12 protein-coding genes are annotated in these 11,089 nt (G+C 68.1%); 6 read left to right on the top strand and 6 right to left on the bottom strand.

Going from position 1 to position 11,089, the window contains the following annotated elements; translation table 11 throughout:
- From FHD68_RS14675 to FHD68_RS14655, 5 genes are all read left to right on the top strand, one after another.
- Nucleotides 1–273: DprA-like winged helix domain-containing protein (locus FHD68_RS14675; RefSeq protein WP_482811969.1), on the top strand; the 273-nt coding region annotated here is incomplete at its 5' end.
- 94 nt (nucleotides 274–367) lie between these two features.
- Nucleotides 368–3,085, top strand: a complete 2,718-nt coding sequence (gene topA / locus FHD68_RS14670) for a type I DNA topoisomerase (protein ID WP_127899099.1) — start codon at nucleotides 368–370, stop codon at nucleotides 3,083–3,085.
- Nucleotides 3,086–3,184: 99 nt separating this feature from the next.
- A complete protein-coding gene (locus FHD68_RS14665; RefSeq protein ID WP_139086107.1) occupies nucleotides 3,185–3,889 on the top strand; it encodes a CoA transferase subunit A in 705 nt (234 codons plus the stop codon).
- The gene (locus FHD68_RS14660; RefSeq protein WP_046001381.1) at nucleotides 3,889–4,527 is read left to right on the top strand and encodes a 3-oxoacid CoA-transferase subunit B; all 639 of its coding nucleotides are present in this window, start codon (nucleotides 3,889–3,891) and stop codon (nucleotides 4,525–4,527) included. Before FHD68_RS14665 ends, FHD68_RS14660 begins: the two co-directional genes overlap by 1 nt.
- A gap of 65 nt (nucleotides 4,528–4,592) precedes the next feature.
- The gene (locus FHD68_RS14655) at nucleotides 4,593–5,165 is read left to right on the top strand and encodes a hypothetical protein (RefSeq protein ID WP_127899101.1); all 573 of its coding nucleotides are present in this window, start codon (nucleotides 4,593–4,595) and stop codon (nucleotides 5,163–5,165) included.
- Here the strand turns inward: FHD68_RS14655 and folD are convergent.
- The 3 genes from folD to FHD68_RS14640 are packed head-to-tail and all read right to left on the bottom strand — an operon-like array spanning nucleotide 5,162 to nucleotide 6,841.
- A complete protein-coding gene (folD, locus tag FHD68_RS14650) occupies nucleotides 5,162–6,037 on the bottom strand; it encodes a bifunctional methylenetetrahydrofolate dehydrogenase/methenyltetrahydrofolate cyclohydrolase FolD (RefSeq protein ID WP_045982846.1) in 876 nt (291 codons plus the stop codon). The two genes, FHD68_RS14655 and folD, sit on opposite strands and share 4 nt — an antisense overlap.
- Nucleotides 6,034–6,336, bottom strand: coding sequence for a chorismate mutase (locus tag FHD68_RS14645; protein WP_045982896.1), 303 nt, complete (start codon nucleotides 6,334–6,336; stop codon nucleotides 6,034–6,036). Before FHD68_RS14645 ends, folD begins: the two co-directional genes overlap by 4 nt.
- Before the next feature lie 46 nt (nucleotides 6,337–6,382).
- Nucleotides 6,383–6,841, bottom strand: a complete 459-nt coding sequence (locus FHD68_RS14640) for a MarR family winged helix-turn-helix transcriptional regulator (protein ID WP_164871452.1) — start codon at nucleotides 6,839–6,841, stop codon at nucleotides 6,383–6,385.
- A 99-nt stretch (nucleotides 6,842–6,940) separates the two neighbouring features.
- On the opposite strand from FHD68_RS14640, the gene FHD68_RS14635 reads away from it, so the two are divergent.
- A complete protein-coding gene (locus FHD68_RS14635; RefSeq protein WP_127899102.1) occupies nucleotides 6,941–7,369 on the top strand; it encodes an organic hydroperoxide resistance protein in 429 nt (142 codons plus the stop codon).
- Nucleotides 7,370–7,412: 43 nt separating this feature from the next.
- Here FHD68_RS14635 and ftsH read toward each other — a convergent pair whose 3' ends face one another.
- From ftsH to FHD68_RS14620, 3 genes are all read right to left on the bottom strand, one after another.
- Nucleotides 7,413–9,302, bottom strand: a complete 1,890-nt coding sequence (gene ftsH, locus FHD68_RS14630; RefSeq protein WP_045982844.1) for an ATP-dependent zinc metalloprotease FtsH — start codon at nucleotides 9,300–9,302, stop codon at nucleotides 7,413–7,415.
- Nucleotides 9,303–9,359: 57 nt separating this feature from the next.
- Nucleotides 9,360–10,586, bottom strand: a complete 1,227-nt coding sequence (tilS, locus tag FHD68_RS14625; RefSeq protein WP_052714845.1) for a tRNA lysidine(34) synthetase TilS — start codon at nucleotides 10,584–10,586, stop codon at nucleotides 9,360–9,362.
- The coding region (locus FHD68_RS14620) for a tetratricopeptide repeat protein (RefSeq protein WP_139086104.1) at nucleotides 10,583–11,089 on the bottom strand (507 nt) is incomplete at its 5' end. The genes FHD68_RS14620 and tilS, both read right to left, overlap by 4 nt.

Genomic DNA, 11,089 nt, shown 5'->3' with positions numbered 1-11,089 from the left:
GACGTGGCCGACGCGCTGGCGCAGACCCGGCCCCTGCCCGCGCCCGTCGCCATGACCGCGCCCGACCCCCTGCCGCCTCCGCCGCGTGACCAGGGCGGTCCGATCCAGCTGGAAAGCCGCATTCTGCAGCGCCTGTCCCCCTCTCCGACCGAGGAGAACGACCTGATCCGCGATCTGGGCGTGCCGGCGGCGACGGCCAGCGCGGTGATCCTGTCGCTGGAACTGCAGGGCCGCGTCACGCGGCTGGCCGGGGGGCGTCTGGCGCTGTCCTGACCCCCCGTCTTGCGGTCTTGTGCTGTCACCCCCCGTTGACACTGCCCCGCCCGGCACCCATCTTGCCGCCCCATTGCAGTTGTCCGAGGTCATCATGCCCGTCGTCGTCGTCGAATCCCCGGCCAAGGCCAAGACCATCGAGAAATACCTGGGTTCCGACTATCGGGTTCTGGCCAGCTTCGGCCATGTCCGCGACCTGCCGCCCAAGGACGGCAGCGTCGACACCGACCATGATTTCGACATGAAATGGGAGGTCGCGGCCGACAGCCGCAAGCACCTCAAGGCGATCAAGGATGCGCTAAAGGACGACCAGACGCTGATTCTGGCCACCGACCCCGACCGCGAGGGCGAGGCGATCAGCTGGCACCTGCTAGAGGCGCTGGCCCCGGCCCTGAAGAAGGGCAGCGCGGTCAGCCGTGTGACCTTCAACGCCATCACCAAGACCGCCGTGACCGAGGCGATGGCCAAGCCGCGCCAGATCGACCAGCCGCTGGTCGACGCCTATCTGGCGCGCCGCGCGCTGGATTATCTGGTGGGGTTCAAGCTGTCGCCGGTCCTGTGGCGCAAGCTGCCGGGCGCAAAGTCGGCGGGCCGCGTCCAGTCCGTCTGCCTGCGCCTGATCGTCGACCGCGAGATGGAGATCGAGGCCTTCAAGGCACGCGAATACTGGTCGGTCCATGCCCGCCTGGCGACCCCGGGCGGCGACGAATACGACGCCACGCTGGTGTCGCTGGCCGGCAAGAAGCTGGACCGGTTCGACTTGGCCGCCGCCGATCAGGCCGCGATGGCGCTGAGCGCGGTAGCAAGCCGCGACCTGAAAGTCGCGTCGGTCGCCGCCAAGCCCGCCAGCCGCAACCCCTGGCCGCCCTTCATGACCTCGACCCTGCAGCAGGAGGCCAGCCGCAAGATGGGCATGGGCGCGAAGGCCTGCATGTCGGCGGCGCAGCGCCTCTACGAGGCCGGGCTGATCACCTACATGCGGACCGACGGCATCGACATGGCCCCCGAGGCCGTGATGGCCGCCCGCGACGCGATCAAGGCCAAGTTCGGCGAGACCTACCTGCCGAAATCGCCCCGCATGTACAAGAACAAGGCCAAGAACGCGCAGGAGGCGCATGAATGCATCCGTCCCACGGACATGATGCTGTCGCCCGACCGCCTCAAGGTCACCGCGGATGACCAGCGCAGGCTCTATGACCTGATCTGGAAGCGCACCATCGCCAGCCAGATGGAGGCCGCCCGGATGGAGCGGACCACCGTCGAGATCGAGAGCCCCGACGGCCAGGTGGGCCTGCGCGCCACCGGCCAGGTGATGCTGTTCGACGGCTTCCTGCGCGTCTATGACCAGGGTCGCGACGACGACGATGGAGAGGACAGCGCCCGCCTGCCTGCGATCACGGAGGGCGAGGCCGCGCGTCTGGTCGCCCACGCCTTCGACGACGAACTGGCCAAGGCCCGCGAGAAGGGCGGCGACGCGGTCGCGGCCCCCGCGGGGCTGAAGGCCGGGCCGGGCCTCTTGGTCAGCGACAAGGCCCAGGCCGCAGCGCGCCAGCATTTCACCCAGCCCCCGCCGCGCTATACCGAGGCCACGCTGGTCAAGCGGATGGAGGAGCTGGGCATCGGACGCCCATCGACCTATGCCAGCATCGTCACCACGATCCAGGACCGCGAATATGTCCGCAAGGACAAGAACCGCCTGATCGCCGAGGACAAGGGCCGGTTGGTCACGATCTTCCTGCTGAAGTATTTCCCGCGTTACGTCAGCTATGACTTCACCGCCGACCTGGAGAACGAGCTGGACGAGATCAGCGCCGGCGACCGCCTGTGGCGCGAGGTTCTGAGCCGCTTCTGGAAGGACTTCTCCAAAGCGCTGGAGGGCACGTCCGAGCTGCGCATCACCGAGGTGCTGGAGGCGATCGACGACGCGCTGGCGCCGCATCTCTATCCGCCCCGGGCGGATGGGGGTGATCCGCGCGAATGCCCGCTGTGCGGTCAGGGCCGCCTGAACCTCAAGACCGCGCGGTCGGGTGGGGCCTTCATCGGCTGCACCAACTATCCGGAATGCCGCTATACCCGCCCCCTGTCCGCCCCGGACGGAGAGGCGCCCATCGGCGACCGCGTGCTGGGAGAGGATGCGGGCGATCAGATCAGCCTCAAGACCGGGCGTTTCGGTCCCTATGTCCAGCGCGGCGAGGCGACCGAGGAGGCCCCCAAGCCCCCCCGCGCGTCGATCCCGAAGGGATGGGAGGTCGCGACCCTGGACCTGGACCAGGCCGTGCAGCTGCTGGCCCTGCCCCGCCCCGTCGGTCCCCACCCCGAGGACGGGGTGCTGATCGAGGCCGGGATCGGCCGCTTTGGCCCCTATGTGAAGCACGGGTCGAAATACGCCAACATCGCCGATGTCGACGAGGTCTTCACCATCGGCATGAACCGCGCGGTCGAGGTGTTGGCCGCCAAGCAGACCCGCGGCCGCGCCGCAGCGGCCGCACCGCTGCGCGAGCTGGGAGAGCATCCGGACGGTGGTCCGATCCAGATCCTGGGCGGCAAGTACGGCCCCTATGTCAAATGGGCCAAGGTCAACGCGACCCTGCCCCGCGACGTCACCCCCGAGGATCTGACCGTCGAACAGGCGCTGGAGCTGATCGCGGCCAAGGCTGCGAAATCGCCGTCCAAGGCCAAGAAACCGGCCGCCAAGAAGGCTGCGCCCAAGGCAGCCGCCAAGAAGCCTGCCGCCAAGAAACCGGCGGCAAAGAAGCCCGCGGCCAAGAAGCCTGCCGCGAAAAAGGCCGCGGCCAAGCCCGAGGCCGAGTAGGACCGGGTGGCGGCGCTAACACGCCGCCCCCGCGATTGACACTTGCGCCAGCGCACGCAACAACTTGGGCCGATAAAGGGATCAAGGACGGGAGGACCGATGAAAAAGGTCTATGCCACTGCGGGCGAGGCTCTGGACGGGCTTTTGCATGACGGGATGTTCATCGCGGCAGGGGGGTTCGGCCTGTGCGGCATCCCCGAGCTGCTGATCGACGCCCTGGTCGAATCCAAGGTCAAGGATCTGACCATCGCCAGCAACAATTGCGGCGTGGACGGGTTCGGCCTTGGCAAGCTGCTGGACACGCGTCAGATCAGGAAGATGATCAGCAGCTATGTCGGCGAGAACGCCGAGTTCATGCGCCAGTACCTGTCCGGAGAGCTTGACCTGGAGTTCAACCCGCAGGGCACCCTGGCCGAACGCATGCGTGCGGGCGGCGCCGGCATCCCGGGCTTCTATACCAAGACCGGCGTCGGCACCGTCATCGCCGAGGGCAAGGAGGTCAAGAATTTCGACGGCCAGGACTACATCCTGGAACGCGGGATCGTGGCCGACCTGTCCATCGTCAAGGCCTGGAAGGCCGACGACACCGGCAACCTGGTGTTCCGCAAGACCGCGCGCAACATCAACCCGCCCGCCGCGATGTGCGGCCGCATCTGCGTCGCCGAGGTCGAGGAGATCGTCCCGCGCGGCAGCCTGGACCCCGACCTGATCCACCTGCCCGGCATCTATGTCCACCGGATCATCCAGGGGTCGCACGAAAAGCGCATCGAACAGCGCACCACCCGCAAGAAGGAGGCCGTGTGATGACCGAGGCAGCAAAAGGCTGGGACCGCAACCAGATGGCCGCCCGCGCGGCCGAGGAGCTGGAAGACGGCTGGTACGTCAATCTGGGGATCGGCATCCCGACCCTGGTCGCGAACTATGTCGGCGACAAGGACATCACGCTCCAGTCCGAGAACGGCATGCTGGGCATGGGCCCCTTTCCGTTCGAGGGCGACGAGGATCCCGACCTGATCAACGCCGGCAAGCAGACCATCACCGAACTGTCCCGCACCAGCTATTTCGACAGCGCCACCAGCTTTGGCATGATCCGCGGCGGCAAGATCGCCGCGGCGATCCTGGGCGCGATGGAGGTCTCGGAGGAGGGCGATCTGGCCAACTGGATGATCCCCGGCAAGCTGGTCAAGGGCATGGGCGGCGCGATGGACCTGGTCGCGGGCGTGGGCCGCGTGATCGTGGTCATGGACCACACCAACAAGGCGGGCGAGTCCAAGGTGCTGAAATCCTGCACCCTGCCGCTGACCGGCAAGGCCGTGGTCGACCGGATCATCACCAACATGGGTGTCCTGGACGTGGTGCCCGGCGGGCTGCGCATCGTCCAGCTGGCCGACGGCATCACCGAGGACGAGATCCGCGCCGCGACCCAGGCCACGCTGGTCTGACCGACCCGCACCGACCACCGACCGGGGGGCATTCGCCCCCCGTTCTCATGCCCAGGAAAGACGCCATGGACCCCGCCGCGATAGAGACCCTGTTCACCCGCCCCGACGGCAGCTTCCTGTGCGCGCGGTGGGGCCGCCCGGTGGCGCCCGTGGTGTTCGGCCTGGCTGATGACAGCCTGGACATCTTTCGCGGCGCGATCCGTGCGGGCTTTGCGCATGCGCGCCACCCGGTGGTCGACACCGACCCCGAAACCGGCGCGAACCTGATGCTGTTCTTCGTGCGGGATTGGTCCGAATTGGCCGGGGTGCCCGATCTGGACCGGCTGACGGGTCTTCCCGGCCTGCCCGACCGTCTGGCGGGCCAGGGCGCCGACCAGTACCGGCTGTTCCGCTTTGACGAGGCTGGCGGCATCCGCGCCTGCCTGACCTTCGTCAGGATGGGGGGCGCGCTGGCCGACGCGCATCCAGCGGCCCTTGCGGAACGCATCACGATGCAATCCGCGCTGACCTTTTCTACCGAGGTGACGCCATCCGCCGCGCTGGCGGCGCTGATCCGCGCCGCCTATGACCCGGTGCTGCCGGTGGCCGCGACACAGCCGGCCCATGCGCTTCGGCTGTCGGCGCGGATGGCCGCCTAGGGGGTCAGCCCCTCGGGGTCGGGCAGGCCGTGGCTGCGCGCGGTCGCGGTCAGCGTGTTGGCCAGCAGGCAGGCGATGGTCATCGGCCCCACGCCCCCGGGAACCGGGGTGATCGCACCGGCCACCTGCACTGCCGCGGCAAAGTCGACATCGCCCACCAGTCCGTCATCGGTCCGGTTGATGCCCACGTCGATGACGGTGGCGCCCGGCTTGATCCAGTCGCCCTGCACGAAATGCGGCCGCCCGACGGCGGCCACCAGGATGTCGGCCTGACGGCACAGCGCGGCCAGATCGGTCGTGCGCGAATGCGCCACCGTCACGGTCGCGCTGTCGCGCAGCAGCAGCTGCGCCATGGGCTTGCCCACGATATTGCTGCGCCCGATGACCACCGCATTTCGGCCGGCCAGCGACCCCAGATGGTCGCGCAGCAGCATCAGGCAGCCAAGCGGCGTGCAGGGCACCATCGCCTTCTGCCCGGTGGCCAGGCGCCCGACGTTCAGGATGTGGAACCCGTCCACGTCCTTTTCGGGCAGGATGGCGTTGATGACCGCCGCCTCGTCCATGCCCTTGGGCAGGGGCAGCTGGACCAGGATGCCGTTCACGGCCGGATCGGCGTTCAGCTTGGCGATCAGCGCCATCAGCGTGTCCTGATCCGTCGATGCCGGCAGCCGGTGTTCGAACGAGGTCATGCCGACCTCTCGCGTCATGCGCCCCTTGGACCGGACATAAACCTGGCTGGCCGGATCCTCGCCCACCAGGACGACGGCCAGGCCGGGCACGATGCCCTGCCCTGCAAGATCGGCGACCTGCGTGGCGATCCGGGCGCGCAGGCGGGCGGCAAAGGCCTTGCCGTCAAGGGTCTGGGCGGTCATGGGCGGTCCTTGTTCAGCTGGCGTTCTTCCTGGGCGATGGCGGCCTCGATCAGCTGCCGCCACAGGCGGTCGTACAGCTGGGGGTCCAGACCGTGACCCTCGGCGTGGCGGCGGACATTCGCCACGACCTCCTCGACGCGGGCGTCGATGCGCGCGGGCATGCCGTTGCCTGCCTTGATCTGCGCGGCGCGGTCGATCAGCGCATGGCGTCGCGCCAGCAACGCCATCAGCTGTTCGTCCAGCTGGTCGATCTGGGCCCGCAGCGCGGGCATGTCGGGAATGTCACAGGTCCGGGTCATGTTGTCCGTCCCATGCACCGTCGCGCGCAAAATCGCAAGGCCCAGCCTAGCCCTGCGGGCTCTGCTGCAGCTGATGTCGCAGGCGGCGCAGCTGTTCGCGCAGTGCCTGGGCGGTCCGGTCATCCAGGCCGGTATTGCCGGTCACGCAGGCGATGACGCGTTCGGACTGACTTTGCAGGTCGGCGCCCTGCGGGGACAGCGACACGATCACCCGGCGTTCGTCGCGCGAATCACGCTGTCGGGTGACCAGGTTCGCCGCCTCCAGCCGCTTGATCAGCGGGGTCAGGGTGCTGCTGTCCAGCCCAAGGCTGTCGCCGATGCCGCCGACGGACTGATGATCGTTGGCCCACAACGCCATCATCACCAGAAACTGCGGATAGGTCAGCCCAAGCGGGTCCAGCAACGGCTTGTAGATCCGCCCAAAGGCAAGATTGACGGCATAAACGTCAAAGCACAGCATCTGTTCGAAAGGCGACAGGCTGGACAAGGCGGGATCATCGCTCATGAACATGGTGTAATTGCACAAAGGGCAGTCCGCAACTGTTGCAATTTCGAAGGGTTAATTTATATAGTGCGCTATCTATTATCGAAGAAAGGAAATGCCATGCCGGAAAAGATCCTCTATCGGACCGCCGCGACGGCCACCGGGGGCGGCCGTGACGGCAAAACCGCCTTAAATGACGGCACTTCGGCCATCGACCTGGTCGTTCCGAAGGAATTGGGCGGTCCCGGCGGCGACGGGCTGAACCCGGAAAAGCTGTTCGCGCTCGGCTACGCCGCCTGCTTCATGGGCGCGATGCGCCATTACGCTGCGTCGCAAAAGGTCAAGGTGCCGGATGATGCGGCGGTCAATGTCAGCGTCGGCATCGGCCCCCGCAGCGATCCGGGCTTCGGGCTGGACGTCCAGATCGCCGTGTCCCTGCCCGGCCTGGACCCCGCCGTGGCGCAGGACCTGATCGAGGGCGGTCACAAGGTCTGTCCCTATTCGCATGCCACGGCCGGCACGCTGACCATCACGCCGACCCTGGTGTGATCCAAGAAGAAACCCCGGTCCATCGGACCGGGGTTTTGTCGTCTCAGGCAGGGGCGGGGTCGCCACCCGGCGCGGGCTTTGTTCGCGGGATGGCCGTGACCGAGGGGATCACGCTGGCCGGGGTGTCGTCGTCATCCCCGCCAATCGCATCACCGCGCAGGATGCGGGCGATCTCCTCTCCGGTCAGGGTCTCGTATTCCAGCAGGCCCTTGGCCATGCGCTCGAACTCGACCTCCTTCTCCAGCAGGATGCGGCGGGCTTCCTGATAGCCCTCCTCGATCAGGTCGCGAACCTCCTGCTCGATCAGTTCCTTGGTCGAGGCCGACACCGAGAAGCCGCCGGTGCTGCCGTTATAGCCCTCATGCGCCTCGGCATAGTCGACTGCGCCGACCTTGTCGGACATGCCCCACCGCATCACCATCGCGCGGGCCAACGCGCTGGCCTGCTGGATATCGCCAGCAGGGCCGTTCGAGACGCCCTCCTCGCCGTACTTGATGATCTCGGCGGCCTTGCCGGCCATGGTCATGGCGATCTTCTGCTTGGCCTCGTCCTTGTGGAAGTTCAGGCGGTCCATCTCGGGCAGGCTGACGACCATGCCCAAGGCGCCGCCGCGCGGGATGATCGTGGCCTTGTAGACCGGATCGCATTTCGGCAGCGACAGGCCGACGACGGCGTGGCCGGCTTCGTGATAAGCGGTCTTTTCCTTCTGCTCGGGCGTCAGGACCAGGCTGCGACGCTCGACGCCCAGCATCACCTTGTCCTTGGCGTTCTCGAAATCGGCCATGCTGACAAAGCGACGCCCGATGCGCGCGGCGCCCAAGGCAGCCTCGTTCACCAGGTTCATCAGGTCCGCGCCCGAAAAGCCGGGCGTACCGCGCGCGATCAGGCGCAGGTCGACATCCGGTCCGACCGGAACCTTGCGAGCATGGACCGACAGGATCCGCTCGCGGCCCTTGATGTCGGGGTTCGGCACGTGGATCGTGCGGTCGAACCGGCCCGGACGCAGCAGTGCGGGGTCTAGGACGTCCTTGCGGTTGGTTGCAGCGATGATGATGATGCCTTCGTTCGCCTCGAAGCCGTCCATCTCGACCAGCAGCTGGTTCAGTGTCTGTTCGCGCTCATCGTTGCCACCGCCGATGCCCACGCCACGGGCGCGACCCACGGCGTCGATCTCGTCGATGAACAGGATGCAGGGGGCCGATTTCTTGGCCTGCTCGAACATGTCGCGCACGCGGCTGGCACCGACGCCCACGAACATCTCGACGAAGTCCGACCCCGAGATGGTGAAGAACGGCACGCCCGCCTCGCCCGCGATGGCCCGCGCCAGCAGCGTCTTACCAGTGCCCGGAGGGCCCACCAGCAGCGCGCCCTTGGGGATCTTGCCGCCAAGGCGGCTGAACTTCTGCGGGTTGCGCAGGAACTCGACGATCTCCTCAAGCTCCTCCTTGGCTTCGTCGATGCCCGCGACGTCGTCAAAGGTCACGCGACCGTGCTTTTCGGTCAGCAGCTTGGCCTTGGACTTGCCAAAGCCCATCGCGCCGCCCTTGCCGCCGCCTTGCATGCGATTCATGAAGAAGATCCACACCCCGATCAGCAGAATGAACGGCAGCCAGACGCCCAGCATCGACATGAAGCCGCTGCTTTGCTGCTTGACCACGCGCACGTCCACGCCCTGCTGGATCAGCCGGTCGCTGATATCCTCGCCCATCGGGCGCACGGTCGCGTACTGTTCGCCGTTGGTACCGGTGATGGCCACGTCCTCTCCGTCGATCGTGACGGCGCTGACCTGGTCGTTCTGCACCCGTTCGATGAAGTCGGAATAGCTGATCTGGCGGCTGTTCATGGTGCCCGACCCGTCGCTGAACAGATTGAACAGCGCGAGGATCATCAGGAACAGAACCACCCAGAAGGCGAAGTTGCGAGCATTGCCCAATACGGGTCCTCCGACGGAATGCGGTTTGACTTGAAAATAGGGATTATCGCGACAGGTTCAATGCGCCTTCACCAACCTGCGGAAATCTGCCGCGCCCCGGACCGGAATCAGGGTGATTCCGGGATGGTCGCGCAGCAGCGGCGCGGCGATCAGCCGTCCGTCCTGCCAGATGCCGGGGCTGGCCGCAGCCTCGTCACGCAGCAGGCCCGAATCGCGCCACGGCAGGCGGGCCAGCGGCTCGGTCCCCAAGGCCGCGATCGTCTGGCCGGGGGCAAGACCGCGCACCCGCCACCGACGGTCCCAGACCTGGTCGGGCGTTGGGCCGGTGCGCAGCGCGGCCGCGGCCTCACGCGTGACCCGCAGCCCCCCGCCCGTCGGAGAGATCATCGCCCCGTCCAGCGTCACCCGCCCCTGCGCCAGCATCGCCTCCAGCGCGTGGACCAGCGTCGCGCGGCGCGGCGGATAGTCGGCGCCCGTTACCCACCGGCATGCGGCGACCAGAATGCGGCGCCGGATCTCTGGCGGCGCGTCGCGCAGGGGGCCGCGCGACAGGATCAGGCTGCCGCGATCGACCTTGGCATCGGCGCTCAGCAGGGCCGCGTAATCGGCCAGCGCGTCGCGCGCTTCGGCAATATGGGCGGCGGATCGGGCTAGGCCCGACACCTCCAGCCCCAGGGCCGCGATGGCCTGACGTGCCCGGATGCGGTCATAGTCGGCATTGTCGTTCGTCGGATCGTCGATCCAAGTGATGTCTCGCGCCGTCAGCCAGTCGCGCAGCTCCGCCCGCCCGGTGCCCAGCATCGGCCGCAGCCAGCGCATGTCGAACGCGTCGCGCCATTCCGCCATCGCCGACAGCCCATCCACGCCGGACCCGCGCGCCAGGCGCATCAGCAGGGTCTCGGCCAGATCGTCGGCCGTGTGGCCAAGCGCCACCGCCGGCAGGTCGTTGCGCCGCGCCCAGCCCGACAGCAGCCGCAGCCGCGCATCGCGGGCCTGCGCCATCAGGTTGCCGACCTGCGTGTCGCGCCGCCACAGCAGCACCGCATGCGACAGGCCCAGGGCACGCGCGGCGCGGGCGACCTCCTCGGCCTCGGCCGCGCTGCCCTCGCGCAGGCCGTGATCGACGGTGGCGACCATGACGCGCCGCCCCTGCGCCCATTCGGCGGCCACATGCATCAGGGCTATGGAATCACCGCCCCCCGACACCGCCAGTCCAAGCGCCGGCAGGTCCCCCGCCAGCCGGTCCAGGACGGACCTGATGCGGGCGCCGGGGTCGCGGATCACGGATATTCGGCCAGATCGGCCGCCGCTTCGGGGTCCATCGACGGATCGAGCAGCGGGTCCAGAACGCCCAGGTCGCTGACGCCGCAGCCAAGGCGGGTCACGTGGCCCTCGGCCTCGACGGCCTGCGGGCTGCCGGGAAAGCGCGCGGGAATCTCTGCCAGGTACAGGCAGGCGGCGGTCGCGTCACCCTGCGCCTCGATCACACGAGCGATGCCCAGCAGGCTCTCGCCCGCCCGTGCGCCGTCCGGATCGGCGGCGAACCCCTCCAGCCAAGCGGCTGCAGCATCGCGCGGCTGGCCGGCCAGATCCAGCGCCTGACCGCGCAGGAACAGCGCCTCGGCGGTCAGGGGACCGCCGGCATGGGTTTCCGCGACATCGGCGAACATCTGCGCCGCGCGGGCGTGATCGCCGGCGTCCATCGCGGCGCGGGCCGCGTCGAAATCGGTCTGCTCGGCCGCGGTCGAGGCCGGCTGCCCCGCCCCGCCATCCGCCGGGGCCGAGGG

The organism is Paracoccus marcusii, from assembly GCF_006151785.1.
GTDB classification, from domain to species: Bacteria; Pseudomonadota; Alphaproteobacteria; order Rhodobacterales; family Rhodobacteraceae; genus Paracoccus; species Paracoccus marcusii.
This window is presented reverse-complemented; position numbering and strand designations above follow the sequence as displayed.

What these genes read in the sequence shown, in the direction of transcription:
- topA (WP_127899099.1), top strand. Translation starts at nt 368, where the DNA reads ATGCCCGTCGTCGTCGTCGAATCCCCGGCCAAGGCCAAGACCATCGAG.
- FHD68_RS14665 (WP_139086107.1), top strand. Translation starts at nt 3,185, where the DNA reads ATGAAAAAGGTCTATGCCACTGCGGGCGAGGCTCTGGACGGGCTTTTG.
- FHD68_RS14660 (WP_046001381.1), top strand. Translation starts at nt 3,889, where the DNA reads ATGACCGAGGCAGCAAAAGGCTGGGACCGCAACCAGATGGCCGCCCGC.
- FHD68_RS14655 (WP_127899101.1), top strand. Translation starts at nt 4,593, where the DNA reads ATGGACCCCGCCGCGATAGAGACCCTGTTCACCCGCCCCGACGGCAGC.
- folD (WP_045982846.1), bottom strand. Translation starts at nt 6,037, where the DNA reads ATGACCGCCCAGACCCTTGACGGCAAGGCCTTTGCCGCCCGCCTGCGC.
- FHD68_RS14645 (WP_045982896.1), bottom strand. Translation starts at nt 6,336, where the DNA reads ATGACCCGGACCTGTGACATTCCCGACATGCCCGCGCTGCGGGCCCAG.
- FHD68_RS14640 (WP_164871452.1), bottom strand. Translation starts at nt 6,841, where the DNA reads ATGAGCGATGATCCCGCCTTGTCCAGCCTGTCGCCTTTCGAACAGATG.
- FHD68_RS14635 (WP_127899102.1), top strand. Translation starts at nt 6,941, where the DNA reads ATGCCGGAAAAGATCCTCTATCGGACCGCCGCGACGGCCACCGGGGGC.